A 16,935-nucleotide genomic window follows, 5' to 3' on the forward strand; every position below is an offset into this window, starting at 1 on the left:
CTTCGCCAATGCCAGTCAGTTTTACTGACTGGCATTTTTGTTTTCGGGCGCAAAGCACCTTGGCAAGATTCGTTGCACTCAATTGATCGCGAAGATTGAAGTAGTTACTAAAGAAACTGTGATCGAATCACGTCCGTATCGAACGGTGTTATCCCTTGGTCAGGTTTAAATACCACCTGAGCCTGCTGCGGCGAAGTCACGCGTTCCCCTCGTGCTCGAACATGTAAATCGAACAGGGTTTCCAGATCCGGCCGTGGCGTATGCACCAATGCCCGCAGCATCAACGACACTCCGCTGAGGTTGTTCCCGACGTTGTTCCATCTGGGAGATGAAGTAAGCCCCAGATCGGCCCAGATCATGCGTCGTTCCTGCAGGTCCATCACGAATGGCAGACAGATCACAGTGTCGGACGCGATATCGATACGATCGAACACGGTTCGCGGCTCGTACACTTCACCCGAGGCTGTGTCAGTACGGGCCATCCAGCCAGCGAAGCATTCCGGGAGATCGCAGTACGGCTGCTCGGTGAATGAGTTGATGGACGTGACGACATAACGGATGCCCTGCTCGACAAGGACGTCGATGTCGAGATCGATGAACTCCGAAGCCCCTTCGGGCGCATCGACGATGTCGCCGCTGTGGTAACCGCCGTAGCCCTCCAGGTTGTAGTACGCGACCGTATCCTTGAACACGAAGTCGGTATCAAAAAATGCGGCGGACAGGTCGATGTCCGTGCGTTCATTGCCATTCTTCCACCACAGAAACAGGCGAATGAAGCGTGTGTCAGGCACAGGCAGCCGACTGCCCCGCACCAATGTACGTAGTGACTTCGATGAAGCGCGCTGCGCCAGCGGCACCTTGTACTCACGTAACGCTGGATCGATGAAACAGCGGCCTAATGGCGGCAGTGAGGCAAAGCGTTGTACGAGAGCGTTCTCGCAGATACGGGCAGCACGCGCCAACGTTTCAGGGGCGAGAGGTTCACGTCGATCCTTGATCGCATAGACTTTGGCGATTGAACCTTTTGGTGTGAACGCCCGCAGGGGCAGAGGGCGCGGTGCACGTAACTGGGCTAGCAACTGCAGCAAAACGGGCGAGGAAACCTGCGCCGCAACAGCCTCGAAGGCGTCGAGTACAGCGTCTGTTTCGGTCGCGCGGCGGAGGGTGACGTCTAACCGTCGTGCGAACTCACCGGGACGGCTTTGCAGTAGAAGCGTGAGGGCGGCAATATCACGATCGGCCAGTAATTTTTCGGCTCGTGAATTGAAGGTGGCGGGCGGTTCGTTACGACGCGCAGCAGTGATGGCGGCGAGCGCTCGTGGGTACTTATCGGCGTAGTCGCCCGGATGCAGTACTTCAGCCAGACGTTTCCAGCGCTCTGCATGACGCATCACGTCTTCCACAGCGTCGGGAATGTTATCGAGCAGGCGCAAAAACAGGCGGCGTATGGAGCGCTTCATCGCTTTGAAGCGTGTCGAAGCAGTCGCCAGGGACACGTCTCCTCCACTCAATGCGACCGCCAGTCGTAGCACGTCAGTTGCCGTTTCGACGTTTCGCTGCAGAAATGTGTCGACCCGAGAATCGCTGGCGACATGCAGGATCAACGCCCCGCCAACCTGTGCACGGTTCTCCCGGAACGGGATGGCCTCGGGCAGCAGACGGAACACATCGCTTTTGTACTCGCGGATAAACCAGACGACATCGGCTGTCTCCTCTTCGGAGAGCGAGGTGCGCGATGAAACCAGCGGCTCAAGCAGTGACTCGAACTCCGAGGTGCTTCCAGATTCAATCACCCAAGGTATGAAGTTGCCTTCAAGCAGGGGCGGTCGAGAATGTTCAGTCGGTGGTAAACGCCGAAGCGTGAGGTAGTGCATGACGGCGTTCAGGTACAGCTCCGCCTCTGAGGCCTGCAGAACTTGCTCTGGAAAGTCAGGATAAAACGGCCGGTGGTGCACATGCGCACCAGCCCGCCGCCGAAGCATTCTGATAATGTCGCGCAGCCAGTGCTTAAGTTCTGCGGGAGACAAGCAGCCAATTTGCTCAATAAGAGACTCTGACAGTACGCATCGGAACGCCGCGACTTCCCGGACAGCCGACGCGACCTGAGCGCGCGTGGCGCCGCCACTGCCCGTCGGAACGCGAACTTTGCTACGGCGACGCAGGAACAGCTCCTGATTCATCCTTGATTTTCTCCTTTGGTCGCCGTCATGGACGAGCACAGCATCGTGTCTACGGCAGATATAAAAACGCCTGCAAGAAGCAGGCGTAGTGTGGAGAGCGAAACCCCTAGGTCATAGGAGGTTTAGAAGGAAGGTGTTCCATAGCCACGGACGCATTCTACGTAAGATTTTCTCTGTTTGTCAGGTCGCTGCGTACTTCAACCGTAACAAGCTGCTTCGCCAGAAGAATGGGGGCTGATGAGCGACAAGTCGTTTATCCATTGTCCAAACCAGTGGCAGCGTTATAGGTCAAATGTGTTTTAGTCTGGCACGCGACTTTGCAGTGTCAGCCCAGTTTCTGTCAGTCGCCGGGACAGTGACTGGACATCGGCAAACGGGATGTCATTGATGCGGGGCCAGGAGGGAACATGGATGGCGATCCGGCCATCGCCGACGTCTTCAACAGGGGTACGGACAACAAGGCCTTGGCGGCTACGATGTACTAGCGCATAGCCGTCAGCCGATTTCTCGAACAGGTACATGCCACTGCGGTGCAGCAGGCGTTTCAGGCTGTCTTCCTCCCAAATCACCGGTGACGCTTCTATCTGCAGGCGCAGGTCTGCGTATAGCTCGTCGTAAGCCCCTGTCATCATCGCGCCGGCGTTGCTGGGGCCACGGAATACCTCCATTCCCGGATCGATACTGATCCCTGCCGGCTCGCCAGGATTGATCTCTTCAAGCCGTAACCCGATACCGCCCTTCAATTCACTGATTCCCGGCAGTCCCCGGAAGGTGTTGAGGTTCTGCGCAGCCGTCAGTGCGATCCATTTTCCGGGCCGGTTGAGGAGCTGGTCCTGCCACAGGATGATGTTGCTCAAGTGGGTGTGCATCCTCTGCTCTTCGAGCAGCGGATAGGGCGTTGTCATCTTGTAACTGGCGACACAATCGAGTCCCTGGACCCGAACATTATTGGCGCGAGCAACCTTGACCAGTTCCAGCGTATCGAACTGCCTGGCCGGGTCAGTGCCTAGACTGCTCAGGTATTCATTCAGTGGTGCGGACATCTCGCCCGTTGTGTAGTAGCTGTTCAGTTCGGTTTGTGCGAAATCGCCGAGTACACCGCGCAGGTAGAGAACTTTGGCGTGGCGCGCGATGGCGGGCATGTTGTCGATCATGAAGCGCATGCTGGTGATGCGATCCAGGGTTTCACCCACGACCAGACCCGGCGCGTTTGCATAGAGGCTATCCAGCAGTTCGCTCGTCTGCATCAACGGGGTGACTTCGGGTATCACCGGGCGGGGAGGTAAATTGGCCCAGGAGACATCTGAAAAAAACACTCGGGCCTCCTGCCGGAGCAGCTTTCGTTTGTATGCCACAAGCGTCGTAAACGGGCTCTCGATATTCAGATGACCCGCTGGATGGGGAGCGATTTGATGCCGATTCTCAGGCAGATTCAATGCCCAACGCCTCAACACGGCTCTTTCCGCGAGAGGGATGTCGTAAGTTGTTTTCAATGGCCGCACCGCATGTGTGGTGACAGGGAGGGATTCGGCCGCCGGAGAGTTTTCGGGAGGTGAGGGTTCAGATGTCTCGGGTTCAACGACCGGGGCGCACTCCTTGCCAATACATTGGCCTCCCCCTCGCAGCCGCAGTGCTTGCATGCGTTCCCACTGTCCGGCGGCGTTGAGGCGTACGGGCAAGGAGTGGGCAAACTGATTGGGCCGCTCAGGGTCAACGATTGCCCAGTTGCCGCTGTCCGGCGTATCAGCGAAGTAGCGCACATAGTAAGCGTTGTCTTTAATCTGGATGGCGTAGGGCGGATCGCTCTTGAGTGTGTAGATGCTTTGGAATTTTCCTGATTCACGTTGCGCAACAAGGCCATCAAGAATCACGTTGCAACGATATTGGGCAGGAATCGCCGGAGGTCCGGGGCTTGCACTGACACTCTGCGCAGTGACTTCGACAGATGTCGGGGTAAGATCCGTCTCGTTGCTCATTTCTGGTTCAATCGCGGCCGGCACTGGTTCGGAGACTGCGGGCGCAAGATCGTCGTCCGGGGGAAACTCGAGCAGACCGGCCATTTCTTCAGCTTCGGCAAATTCAACTTGTGGGCCGACTTCCAGCAGCGGGCCGGTTCCTTTCAGGAATGGCACGTTGAACAGCATTTCGATGCCGTTCAGCACGGCGCCTTTGACGCCGGCCTTGCGTTCGGCGGCTGTCCTGCCGTTGACGGCCTGATCGATATTGAGCCCCATGTTGACGATGCCGGCGCCGATGACCGGCAGCGCCAGCGGCCAGCCAACAGCCGCCATCGGACTGAATATCCGCAGTCCGGTACTCAAATAACCGTTCCACATTTTTTTGCGCAGATCAGCATTGGACGTCAGCGACAGGCTGGCTTCCTCGGACATCGAATGGCGGGCCGAAATGCGTAGCCAGGTGAACGCATCACGACCGATTTCAAGGTTGGTCTTGTTGATCAGATAATGATCGGAATGACCCCAGGTTCTCACCAGACGATTCATCAGGTCGGTGAAGTTCTCGTTGATGTCGTGACGGTCTGCGAAGGAGAAGTGGTTGAGAAAAACCTTGCAGCGCTTCTCGTCGTTCAATCGCTCTAGCACCCACCAGTGCAGGGCCGCCTCGTTCTCCATCACTTGAAAGGCTTGGGCCTCGCCCGGCAGATACAGCGTCTGCCGCCCGCTGTCTTCAACAAAGCGCAGGATATTGACGGCGATGTGGCCGTCGATATCCAGCGCGCGCACCTCACTGCCGGCAGGGTGATCCGACTGCAGCATTTGCAGGGTGACGGGCCAGGCGATGGTCCCCATCACTGAATTGACCACGCGCTGAAAATCAGTGCCGTTCAGGTGCCCCTTTTGCAGCGCATTCACTGCCAGACTGAGAAAGTTGCACTTGGCCAGTGTCCGGAAATTATCCGCCGAGGCCTGCCAGAAAGTGCTCAGTTGCCCGGTGTAACGTGTGCTGAAATCGACGTTCCAGAACGCTTTCAGAACTTCGCTGCCCAGCAGTTGCACTTCATTGCTCTGATTGAAGGATTCGGTCTGCGGCCCGTCCGTGTAAAAGCCGCCGTACAGGCCCAGCAGGTCTGCATTGTCTTGATCGGTGACACGAAAGCGATGGATCACCAATTGTGTGAGGGTCAACGATTCGTAAGGTTTTTCCAGTACGTGTTCCCAACCGGTAAACGTCAGCGCGCTGCTTTGCGCCGTCCTGAATCGGTGGAAATAGACACGGTCCGGATCGATACCGGAAAGTCCTTTGTCAGTCAGTAACTCACTGGCGACTTCGCGGGCCGTCTCCAGCAAGCTGGGACAAGTTTGTACGAGTGTTGCAGCGATTGCCTTGAGGCTGGCCTTGTCTGCTGCGTTCGGCAGCAGGTGGCGTTCGGGTGCGTTCATGCAGTTCTTCATCCATGAGGAAACGAAGATCGAGCATGACCCATCGGCTCACGGGCCATGCACTATCCCTGTATTTTTCGTTGTGGATTCAGTCCGGGAGCCGGCTCTGCAAGGTCAAACCCATCTCGCTCAGGCGTTGGGACATTTACTCGATATTGGCAAACCGGACATCGTTCACCAGCGGCCATGCCGGACGATGCAGGGCAACGCCTCCGTCGGCCAGACTCGCCACAGGCGTGTACGCGAGCATTCCTGACTTGCTGCGGTGCAGCACGGTGTAGCTGTCTCCGACTTTTCTGAACAGGTACATGCCACGTCGATGCAGCAGGTTTTCCAGCGTCGTCTCATTCCAGCTCACCGGTTCGGCCGGCATGCGCAGGCGTAAATCGGCGCGAAGAACATCGTCATTGCTCCTTGCAGCAGCCCCATTGGCAAACGGTCCCCGGTTCACGTCGATACCCGGATCGACATCAATTTCCATGGCGTCTGCCGCGCCGACTTCCTCGATCCGCAAACCAATGCCACCCTTGATTTCACTGAGGCCGGTAAGCCCTCTGAAGGTGTTGGTGTTCTGCGCGCCGGTCAGCACGATCCATTTTTTCGGGCTATTGAGGTAGACATCGCCGGTCATGATGTCGCTCGCCAGATAGGTGCCGATCATTTGCTCGTCAAAGGGCGACAGCGGGGATTTCATCTTGAAGCTCGCAGCACAGTCGATACCCTGGACCCGAACGCCGTTTTCCCTGGCCACTTTGACCAGTTCCAGTGCATTGAATCGTCCCGCCGGATCGGTACCCAGGCTGGTCAGATAGGTTTGCAGATCTGCCGACAGGGTACCGGTGGTGAAATAGCGGTTCAGTTCCACCTGCGCGAAATCACTGAGGATGCCGCGCATGTAGAGGGTGGTTGCGTGCCGAGCCAGTGCCGGCATGTTTTCTATCAGGAAGCGCATGCTGGTAATGCGATCGAGGGATTCTCCTATGACCAGCCCGACCGCTGATTCAAAGAGGCGATCGATAAACTCGGAAAGGCTTATCTGCGCATTGATCGCTGGGATTGGCGCGCGAAAAGGAGGAGTGATCCATGGCAGTGAACTGAAAAACTTCTTCGCGGCGGCTTGCAACGAAACGCGTTTATCGACCGCATACAGCTCAAAAGGGTCAGCCATACCGAAGGCACCGTCGGCTTCCGGCACCAGTTGAGCGTGGGTTTCGTTCAGGTTCAGTGCCCAGCCTCTGATCGAACGGCGTACCGTCGGCTCGATGTCGAAGGCGGACGTCACAATGCGCACCGGACGTGATACCAGGCCGGGTAGTTCGATCTCCGGTTGCAACGCCGCCGCCGGGGAGCCGAGCGCAAGGTCGGGCGCGCACGGTTTGCCCGCGCATTGGCCGCCGCCCCGCAAGCGCAGGGCTTGCATTCGTTCCCACTGTCCCTCGGCGTTCAGGCGGACGGGCAATGAATGGACAAACTGATTGGGCCGGTCCGGATCAACGATGGCCCAATAGCCACCCTCATCGGTGTCACCGAAATAGCGCACGTAGTACGGGTTGTCATCCAGATGGATGGCGTAGGGCGGGTCGCTATCCAGACGAAAGACCCCCTGAAACTGCCCGGGCTCGCGTTGCACATCGAGCCCGTCGAGCAGCTCGTTGCACAGGTATTTGTCAGGAATGGGCGGTGGTGCAGCACTCTCGGTCGGCGGCAGCCAAGAGGTTTCCAAAGGCGCAATCACGTCGGGCTCGACCGCAATCTCGCTTTCCTGCTGCTCGACGAGTGGATCCGGTACCTCCACTGCTGCAGCCGGCTCGTTCAGCTCGGCCATTTCCGCGGCCTCCACTGCGTCCACCTCGACACCCACCTCCAGCATCGGGCCGGTGCCTTTGAGAAATGGAAGGTTGAACAGCGCATCAATGCCGCTCAACACGGCACCCAGCACGCCTGCCTTGCGTTCGCTGGAGGTTTTGCCGTTGACCGCCTGATCGATGTTCAGCCCCATGCTGGCGATGCTGGCGCCAATCACCGGCAATGCGACCGGCCACCCGACGGCGGCCATCGGGCCAAATACCTTGAGGCCAGCGCTCAAGTAACCGATCCACAGCTTTTCGCGCAGATCGCCATTGGACGTCAGCGTCAGGCTGGCTTCGGCAAACATGGCATTGCGAGTCGAATCGCGTAGCCAACTGAAGGCATCGCCACTGATCACGGCGTTGGTTTTATTGATCAGATGATGGTCGGAGTGTCCCCATGTACTGACCAACCGGTTCATCAAATCGGTGATGTTTGTCGTCATCTGCTGGCGGTCGGCGAGTGCAAAGTGACTGAGGAAGGACTGGCGCGTGGGCTCCAGGTTCATCTGCTCAAGCACCCACCCGTGCATGTCCGCCGGGGTTTGCTGCACGACGAACGCCAGCGCCTCCCCCGGCAGATAGACGACCTGCCGGCCATTGCTACTGACGATTCGCAGCAGGTTGGTCGCCACATGTCCGTCGATATCGAAAGCGCTCACGCCACTGTCAGTCGTGTGGGTCGATTGCAGCGTGGTCAGCGTTACCGGCCAGGTGACCGGCCCGATGACGGCGCCGACGATCCACTGGAAATCCGTGTCGCTCAGTTGCTCGAGTTCGAGCGCCTGCACGGCACGGCTGAGGAAGTTGCACTTGGCCAATGTACGGAAATCATCGGCGTGTGCGTTCCAGAACGTGGTCAGTGTGTCGTTGTAGCGCGAGCTGAAATCGATGTCCCAGAAGGCTTTGAGCACTTCGTTGCCGTGCAGGCAAACTTCATTGTTGTGGTCGAAATCTTCGGTCTCTGGTCCGTCCGTGTAGAACCCCGCGTAAAGATCCAGCAGATCGGCGTTGTCGACGTCGGTGGCGCGAAAACGATGAATCACCAATTGCGTGAGGGTCATCGATTCGTAGGGTTTTTCGCGGATATGTTCCCAGCCGGTAAACGACTGGCTACTGCTCTGGGCCGCTTTGAAACGATGGAAATAGACCCGGTCCGGATCGATGTCTGTCAGGCCTTTGAGCTCAAGCAGCTCGCGGGCCACTTGATGGGCTGCGTCGTGCAGGCTGGGGCAGGTTTGCACGACAGTCGCGGCGATGAGCTTGAGGGCAGCTTTGTCCGCTGCGTTGGGCAGAGGACGTGATTCGGGGGCGTTCATGCTTTCTCCATCCTTGAGAAACGAAGGCCGAGCATGGCTGATTCGCCCCGGGGGAGTGCACTACATGGATACCGCACGCCGACATGCGAAACGTGTCGGGGTCAGCGTCGGGCTACGTCGGAGAAGTAGAACTTGTCCAGGGTATGGCGCGATTCGGTGTACTCGAATTGTCGGCCGTCCTGCAGGAACGTCTGGTTGCTGACCACGATCACATGGCTCTGCCCGTCGAGGTCCAGGTGCTGCAGATCATCCTTGCTGCGCGGCACGGCTTCGATTGTGCGTTGGGCGTAGGCGATCTGTAGCTGCAGATTCTGTTCGATGTAGGCGTAGATCGATTGTTCGGCGATATCGCGAGACAGGTCGGGGATCACCTCGGCGACGAAGTGGTTGATGTCGAGAATCACCCGTTTGCCGTCGATTCGCCGCACGCGTTTGACGCGGGTGATCAGGCTGCCGGGTTCGGCATTGATGTGTTCGAGCAAGGCGCCTTCGAGCGGTATCTGGGTCAGCTCGACGACTTCGGTGCTGACGTCATTGCCCAGACGTGGATAGGTTTCCTGAAAGCTGACGATGCCGCCAAGCTGGAATTCGATCGGGTTGGTCGACAGAACGAACGTGCCCTTGCCATGAATCTTTTGCGCAAAACCACGCTCCTGAAGTAGCTCGATCGCCTTGCGCACGGTGCCCCGGCTGGCCTGATAGCTGTCCATCAGCTCTGTTTCGGACGGCAGTCGCGCGCCGCGTTCGAGGCGTTCAGTGGTGATGCTGGCCAGCAGATCGCTATAGATCTGGTTGTATTTGCTCATGGGTAGGCTCTGTGCCGGCTGTGCTCAAAGCTTCGAACCTTAAGGGCAGGGTAGGGCTTTGTCCATGTGGGGAATGGAAATTGCCTTAGGGCGGGGTAGGAAGATTCGCCCACGGTCTGGCGGCAACAGGCAAAAACAAACTCGTACAGACGAGTTATTGCATTAACTCGTCTGTACGAGTATTTTTCGCTTCGACGTGCTGCCTATAACAACAACCCACAGTGGAAGAACAAGCATGAGCCATGACTATCCGAAGATCGCCAGCGAGCTGCTGCAAAGCCTTGGCGGTAGTGAGAACCTCGAACAGGCTGCACATTGCGTCACGCGCTTGCGTCTGGCCCTGAAGAATCCCGGCCTGGTCGACAGCGCCACGCTCAACCAGATCGACCTGGTCAAAGGCTCGTTTTTCACTGGCGGTCTGTATCAGGTGGTGATCGGTCCTGGCGAGGTGGAAAAGGTCTACGCCGAGCTGCGTCGGCAGACCGGTCTCGCGGCGTCGACCATCGCCGACGTCAAACAGAAAAGTGCCGAAAAGATCAACGCCATGCAGCGTCTGGTGCGGGTGTTTTCCGATGTGTTCATGCCCATCCTGCCGGCACTGATCATTGCCGGCCTGCTGATGGGCATCAACAATCTGCTTGGTGCCAAGGGCATGTTCATCGAGGGCCAGACCCTGCTGGACGCCTACCCGAAACTCGACGGGCTCTGGAGCCTGATCAATCTGATGGCCAACACCTCCTTTGTGTTTCTGCCGGCACTGGTGGGCTGGTCGGCGGCCAAGCGTTTTGGCGGCAGCGAAATCCTCGGCATCGTGCTCGGCCTGATGCTGGTTCACCCGGATCTGCTCAACGCCTGGAACTACGGCAAGGCCGTGGCCGGGCTGGACGGGCAACAAATGCCGTACTTCGACATCCTTGGTCTGTTTCAGGTGGAGAAAGTCGGTTATCAGGGGCAGATCCTGCCGATATTGCTGGCCGCGTACGTGATGAGCGTCATCGAGAAATGGCTGCGGGCGCGAGTGCCCAATGCGGTGCAATTGCTGGTGGTGCCGATCACCACCATCGTTGTCACAGGTGTGCTGGCGCTGGCGGTGATCGGCCCGGTGACCCGTCATCTCGGCATCCTGATCACCGAAGGCGTGGTCATGCTGTTTGATCTGGCGCCGATGGTCGGCGGGGCGATTTTCGGACTGCTCTATGCACCGTTGGTGATCACCGGCATGCACCACATGTTCCTGGCGGTCGATCTGCAGTTGATCTCGACCCAGGGCGGCACATTTATCTGGCCGATGATCGTCATGTCCAACCTCGCCCAGGGCAGTGCAGCGCTGGCAGTGTTCTACATGACGCGCAATGCGCGGGACAAAAGCATGGCTTCAACCTCGGCGATTTCCGCGTATTTCGGCATCACCGAACCGGCCATGTTCGGGGTCAACCTGCGCTACAAGTTTCCGTTCTACGCGGCGCTGACCGGCTCGGCGCTGGGCTGCATCTTCCTGTCGCTGAACAAGATCCAGGCCTCGGCGATTGGCGTCGGTGGTTTACCCGGTTTCATCTCGATCATTCCGCAGTTCATTCCGATGTTTGTGATCGGGATGCTGATTGCCATGGTTGTGCCGTTTGTTCTGACCTGTGCGCTGAGCATGAAGATTGTCCGTCCCGGCTACCGGGTGGCCTGATGCCAACCCCTGTAGGAGCTGTCGCAGACTGCGATCTTTTGACTTTGGCTTTTTAAAAAAAACATCAAAAGATCGCAGCCTGCGGCAGCTCCTACAGAGGTCAACATATTCAAGAGGGAGATGTGCCATGCAAGACTGGCAGCGTTCGGTGATCTACCAGATCTACCCGAAGAGTTTTCACAGCCATGCCGGCAACCCCACCGGTGATCTGCTCGGGGTCGTGGCCAAGCTCGATTACCTGCAATGGCTGGGTGTCGATTGCCTGTGGATCACGCCGTTCCTGCGTTCACCGCAACGTGACAACGGCTACGACATCAGCGATTACTACGCGATCGACCCGAGTTACGGCAGCATGGCCGACTGCGAACTGCTGATCGCCGAAGCCGGCAAGCGCGGGATCAAGCTGATGCTCGACATCGTGGTCAACCACACCTCGATCGAACACGTCTGGTTCCAGCAGGCGCGCAGCAGTCTCGACAATCCGTATCGCGACTTTTATATCTGGCGTGATCAGCCGAACAACTGGGAATCCAAGTTCGGTGGCTCGGCCTGGGAGTACGAAGCTCAGACCGGGCAGTATTTCCTGCACCTGTTCGACCACACCCAGGCCGATCTGAATTGGGACAACCCCAAGGTGCGCGCCGAAGTGTTCAAAATGATGCGCTTCTGGCGCGACAAGGGCGTGGGTGGTTTCCGTCTCGATGTGATCAATCTGATCTCCAAGCCTGCGGACTTTCCCGAGGACAACAGCGACGGTCGTCGTTTTTACACCGATGGCCCGAACGTCCATGAGTATTTGCAGCAGATGCATCGCGAAGTCTTCGAGGGGCACGACCTGATCAACGTTGGCGAGATGTCATCCACCAGCCTCGAGCACTGCATTCGCTACTCGAATCCGCAATCGCAAGAGCTGTCGATGACTTTCAATTTTCATCACCTGAAAGTCGATTATCCGAACCTGCAGAAATGGGTTCGCGCCGATTTCGATTTCCTGCGACTCAAGCGGATTCTCTCCGACTGGCAGACCGGCATGCAGGCCGGTGGCGGCTGGAATGCGCTGTTCTGGTGTAACCACGATCAGCCACGGGTGGTCTCGCGTTTTGGCCATGATGGCGAGTACCGGGAGCTCTCGGCGAAGATGCTCGGCACCGCACTGCACTTTTTACAGGGCACGCCGTTCGTGTATCAGGGTGAAGAGTTGGGGATGACCAACCCTGGGTTCGAACACATCGATCAGTACCGCGATGTCGAAACCTTGAACATCTTCCGTCTCAAGCGCGAAGGGGGCACCAGCGACGCCGACAACATGGCCGCGATCATGCAGAAGTCCCGCGACAACGGACGTACGCCGATGCACTGGAACGCTGAAGCGAATGCCGGTTTCAGCAGCGTTGAACCTTGGATCGGGGTGCCGGCGAATGCCGCGCAGATCAACGTCGCCCAGCAGCTCGACGACCCGCAATCGGTGCTGCATCACTACCGCCACCTGATCACGTTGCGGCGCACTGAGGCGTTGATGTCCGACGGTGTCTACCGGCAGTTGTTGCCGGAGCACAAGCAAGTCTGGGTTTACCTGCGCGAGGGGATGGGGGAGCGCCTGCTGGTGGTGAACAACTTCTACGGCACACCGTGCGAAGTCGAACTGCCCATGCAGATCGACGACACGCTGAGCCAGCGCTTGCTGATCAGCAATTACCCGGACTGCCCGCAGCGTAATCGACAGGTGATTTTGCGACCTTACGAATCGTTCGTTCTGCACCTGATCGACCCTTGATCATTCACTGAAAAACACCGTTTGAAATAAACACGCAGAGCCCTGCGCGGGGGAGTTTTGCGCGCCGAATTCATGCAAACACACAATAAAAATAATGGGGTGGCTTATGAAAACAACAATAAATCGCAGCCTTGCAGTGGCAGGGATATGCCTCGCGTTTCCACAGTCGTCGCATGCGTTGGAGTTCGGTGGTTACTTGCGCAGTGGCATTGGCAATTCGCTCAAGGGCGGTGGCCAGTCATGTTTTCAGTTACCGGGAGCACAAACCAAATACCGCTTGGGCAACGAATGCGAACAGTACGGTGAGCTCGAGCTGCGTCAGGACCTGTACACCCTCGACGACGGCTCGGTGCTCAGCGTCGACGGCATGGCCTCGCTGTACAACCGCTATAACCGCAGCCCGACGTTCAACGAAGACAACGGTTCGATTCGCCTGCCGCAGGCCTACGCCCAGTGGTCGGCGATGCCCGCGCTCAACGGCGGCTCACTCTGGGCCGGCCGCCGTTACTACAAACGTAACGACATCCATATTTCCGATTTTTACTACTGGAACCAAAGCGCCACCGGTGGCGGGGTCGAGGACGTGCTGATCGGCGATCTGAAATACAGCTACGCGTTCTCGCGCAAGGACAATCTTTACCAGAAGGACTACATCAACCGGCATGATTTCAACGTGGCCGGTTTCAACACCAATCCCGGCGGTGAACTTGAGTTCGGCCTGAGCTACATCGACAAGCCTGACAGCCGCGATGCCCACCGTGGCTGGGCGATCACCACGCAACATGTGCAGAAGGATCTTCTCGGCGGCAAGAACAAACTGGCACTGCAATACGGCGAGGGGCCGGGCACCGGACTGGGCTACACCGGTAACGTCAAACTCGACGACAGCAACAAGAGCTATCGGATTGTGGAGTTTTTCGACTGGCAGGTGACGCCGCGTTTTGGTGGGCAAGTCGAGGCGGTTTATCAGAAGGACATACGCCCGGACGGTGCTGACCAGAACTGGATTTCCCTGGGCGTGCGTCCGACCTATGCGCTGACCGAGCAGTTCAAACTGGTCACCGAAATGGGTCACGATCAAGTCGAAGCCCCGGGCGGGACACGCAAGCTGAGCAAGTTCACCTTCGCTCCGACCTGGTCACCCAAGGGCCCGGAATTCTGGGCACGCCCCGAGGTGCGGCTGTATTACACCTATGCCACCTGGAACGAGGCGGCGAAACGTGCGGCCAACGAACTGGCCAAAGGCTCGGCCCTGTCTGATACCGGCGCCTTCGGCACTGCGCGCCACGGTGCGAACGTCGGATTGCAGGTCGAGTACTGGTGGAAATAAGCGATGCTGGTGGGGCGTCGCGCTCCACGGGCACTTCAGAGAACAAAACCGCAGGTGACGTCATGGCCACATCCCAACAATTGCTACTGCTGGCACCTTTGTCCGGCGTGCTGATACCGCTGGAACAAGTGCCGGACCCGGTGTTTTCCAGTCGCGTGATCGGCGACGGTCTGTGCATCGATCCGACTTCGTCAACGTTGTGCGCGCCCCTCGCGGGAGTCGTCAGCAACGTGCAGGCCAGTGGGCATGCGATCAGCATCACCGGCGACACTGGCGTTCAGGTATTGATGCACATCGGTCTTGATACGGTGAACCTGGCGGGGCAGGGGTTCACCCGGCAGGTCGAAGAGGGGCAGCGAGTTGAAGTCGGGCAGACACTGATCGAGTTCGATGCCGATTACCTTGCGCTGAATGCCCGCAGTCTGATGACCCTGATGCTGGTGGTCAGCGGTGAGCCATTCACCTGGCAAGTCGCGCCAAGCGGTCTGGTCGAAACCGGCCAGGCACTGCTGAGCCTCGCCAGTGCCGCGGCGAGCGGCGACGAACCTGTGGTTGCAGAGGGCGAAAGGCTGTTCTCGCAATCGCTGAAACTGCCCAATCCGAATGGCCTGCATGCGCGTCCGGCGGCGGTGTTCGCGCAAGCGGCAAAGGGCTTTTGCGCGCAGATTTACCTGCATAAACAGCAGGCCGAAGCCAATGCCAAGTCATTGGTGGCGATCATGGCGTTGCAGACCGCTTGGGGGGACAGCGTGCAGGTCAGCGCGCTGGGCGACGATGCTGAAGACGCGATCAATACGCTTACCCGGTTACTGGCCGAGGGCTGCGGCGAAGCGGTGACGGCAGTGGTTGCTGCGGCGCCCGTCGAGAGTGTCGAGCCAGAAGTCCTGACGGTTTTGCGTGGCGTCTGTGCATCTCCCGGTTCGGCATTGGGGACGGTGATAACGATTACCGAACCGACGCTCGACGTGAAGGAGTTTGGCGCCGGTTCGCACATCGAACGCGAAACCCTGGCGAACGCGCTGATCGAGGCCGACATGGCCTTGCAGCATCTGCGCGACATCGCCAGCAGTGAAACTCAGGCAGAAATTTTCAAGGCGCATCAGGAACTGCTCGAAGATCCGAGTCTGCTTGATCAGGCTCAGGCGTTGATCGCTGAGGGCAAAAGTGCAGCGTTTGCCTGGCGCGCGGCCACTGCGGCGACGGCGACACTTTTCCAGCAACTCGGCAGCCCGTTGCTGGCTGAAAGGGCGGCGGATCTGGCTGACGTCGGCCAGCGCGTGCTCAAACGGATCCTCGGGGTCAGCGAACATGCGCTGGAACTGCCGGCCGGCAGCATTCTGATCGCCGAGCAACTGACGCCATCGCAGACTGCCGGCCTCGACACCGGCAAAGTGCTGGGATTCGCCACCGTCGGTGGCGGGGCGACCAGTCATGTCGCGATTCTGGCCCGAGCCTGTGGTTTGCCGGCGATCTGCGGGATGCCTGCGCAAATGTTGACGCTGGCCAATGGCGCCCAGGTATTGCTCGACGCCGACCGGGGCGAGCTGCATGTGCATCCGGAGCCTGAGGCGATCAACCAGTGGCACGCCAGGCACGAACAACAACGTCAGCGTCATCAACACGAGCAGGCGCAGGCGACGCAAGCTGCCTGCACCCGCGACGGGCATCACATCGAGGTCACAGCCAACGTTGCCTCGCTCAGCGAAACCGAACGGGCGATGGCCGTGGGCAGCGCAGGCGTGGGGCTTTTACGTTCGGAGTTTCTTTATCTGGATCGCAATCATGCGCCCACGCGTGACGAGCAGGTCTCGACCTACAGCGCCATCGCCCGGGCGGTCGGGCCGTCGCACAACCTGGTGGTGCGCACGCTGGATGTCGGCGGCGACAAACCGCTGGCCTACGTGCCGATGGACAGGGAAAGCAACCCGTTCCTCGGGTTGCGCGGGATTCGCCTGTGTCTGGAGCGCCCGGACCTGTTGCGCGAGCAGTTCCGCGCCATCCTCGGCAGTGTCGGCCTGACGCGCCTGCACATCATGTTGCCGATGGTGACTCAGCTATCGGAACTGCGTCTGGCGCGGCAGATGCTGGAGGAGGAAGCGCTGGCGCTGAATCTGGATCAACTGCCAAAACTGGGGATCATGATTGAAGTGCCGGCAGCGGCTTTGATGGCCGACGTGTTTGCGCCGCACGTGGACTTCTTCTCGATCGGCACCAACGATCTGACCCAATACACCCTGGCCATGGATCGCGATCATCCGCGTCTGGCCAGTCAGGCTGACAGCTTCCATCCTTCGGTACTGCGGCTGATTGCGCTGACCGTGAACGCCGCACACGCCCACGGCAAATGGGTTGGGGTGTGTGGGGCGATGGCCTCCGAGCGTCTGGCGGTGCCGCTGTTGCTGGGGCTGGGGGTAGATGAGCTGTCAGTGAGTGTGCCGCAGATTCCGGCGATCAAAGCGGCGGTACGCGAGGTGAATCTGCTCGACTGCAAGGCCATTGCCGAGCAGGTGCAAGGGCTGGAGAGCGCTGAAGAAGTACGCGAGGCGCTGCGCCTGTTTCACCAAGCGACAGTCGAAACTTTACCGGCTCTGGAGAACTGA

At 58.7% G+C, this 16,935-nt stretch carries 8 protein-coding genes; 4 read left to right on the top strand and 4 right to left on the bottom strand.

The window, feature by feature from the left end; genetic code table 11:
- Positions 1–107: 107 nt before the first annotated feature.
- From JFT86_RS12590 to treR, 4 genes are all read right to left on the bottom strand, one after another.
- Positions 108–2,180 carry a TerD family protein gene (locus JFT86_RS12590; protein ID WP_201232613.1) on the bottom strand — a complete coding sequence of 691 codons (2,073 nt, stop codon included), beginning with the start codon at positions 2,178–2,180 and terminating at the stop codon, positions 108–110.
- Positions 2,181–2,479: 299 nt separating this feature from the next.
- The gene (locus JFT86_RS12595) at positions 2,480–5,581 is read right to left on the bottom strand and encodes a membrane-targeted effector domain-containing toxin (protein ID WP_201236932.1); all 3,102 of its coding nucleotides are present in this window, start codon (positions 5,579–5,581) and stop codon (positions 2,480–2,482) included.
- Between the two features lie 145 nt (positions 5,582–5,726).
- Positions 5,727–8,747: a membrane-targeted effector domain-containing toxin gene (locus JFT86_RS12600; protein WP_201236933.1), complete on the bottom strand. Its 3,021-nt coding sequence runs from the start codon at positions 8,745–8,747 to the stop codon at positions 5,727–5,729.
- Between the two features lie 101 nt (positions 8,748–8,848).
- Positions 8,849–9,553, bottom strand: a complete 705-nt coding sequence (gene treR, locus JFT86_RS12605) for a trehalose operon repressor (protein ID WP_201232612.1) — start codon at positions 9,551–9,553, stop codon at positions 8,849–8,851.
- A gap of 235 nt (positions 9,554–9,788) precedes the next feature.
- Between treR and treP the strand changes: the two genes are divergently transcribed.
- The 4 genes from treP to ptsP all read left to right on the top strand — a co-directional run bounded on the left by treP (position 9,789) and on the right by ptsP (position 16,935).
- Positions 9,789–11,231, top strand: a complete 1,443-nt coding sequence (treP, locus tag JFT86_RS12610) for a PTS system trehalose-specific EIIBC component (RefSeq protein ID WP_201232611.1) — start codon at positions 9,789–9,791, stop codon at positions 11,229–11,231.
- A 127-nt stretch (positions 11,232–11,358) separates the two neighbouring features.
- Positions 11,359–13,005, top strand: coding sequence for an alpha,alpha-phosphotrehalase (gene treC, locus JFT86_RS12615; RefSeq protein ID WP_201232610.1), 1,647 nt, complete (start codon positions 11,359–11,361; stop codon positions 13,003–13,005).
- 106 nt (positions 13,006–13,111) lie between these two features.
- Positions 13,112–14,335, top strand: coding sequence for a carbohydrate porin (locus JFT86_RS12620; RefSeq protein WP_201232609.1), 1,224 nt, complete (start codon positions 13,112–13,114; stop codon positions 14,333–14,335).
- 62 nt (positions 14,336–14,397) lie between these two features.
- A complete protein-coding gene (ptsP, locus tag JFT86_RS12625; protein WP_201236934.1) occupies positions 14,398–16,935 on the top strand; it encodes a phosphoenolpyruvate--protein phosphotransferase in 2,538 nt (845 codons plus the stop codon).

The sequence above is a fragment of the Pseudomonas sp. TH06 genome, from assembly GCF_016651305.1.
Lineage (GTDB): Bacteria > Pseudomonadota > Gammaproteobacteria > Pseudomonadales > Pseudomonadaceae > Aquipseudomonas.

Coding starts and splice junctions, on each gene's coding strand:
- JFT86_RS12590 (WP_201232613.1), bottom strand. CDS start 2,180: ATGAATCAGGAGCTGTTCCTGCGTCGCCGTAGCAAAGTTCGCGTTCCG.
- JFT86_RS12595 (WP_201236932.1), bottom strand. CDS start 5,581: ATGAACGCACCCGAACGCCACCTGCTGCCGAACGCAGCAGACAAGGCC.
- JFT86_RS12600 (WP_201236933.1), bottom strand. CDS start 8,747: ATGAACGCCCCCGAATCACGTCCTCTGCCCAACGCAGCGGACAAAGCT.
- treR (WP_201232612.1), bottom strand. CDS start 9,553: ATGAGCAAATACAACCAGATCTATAGCGATCTGCTGGCCAGCATCACC.
- treP (WP_201232611.1), top strand. CDS start 9,789: ATGAGCCATGACTATCCGAAGATCGCCAGCGAGCTGCTGCAAAGCCTT.
- treC (WP_201232610.1), top strand. CDS start 11,359: ATGCAAGACTGGCAGCGTTCGGTGATCTACCAGATCTACCCGAAGAGT.
- JFT86_RS12620 (WP_201232609.1), top strand. CDS start 13,112: ATGAAAACAACAATAAATCGCAGCCTTGCAGTGGCAGGGATATGCCTC.
- ptsP (WP_201236934.1), top strand. CDS start 14,398: ATGGCCACATCCCAACAATTGCTACTGCTGGCACCTTTGTCCGGCGTG.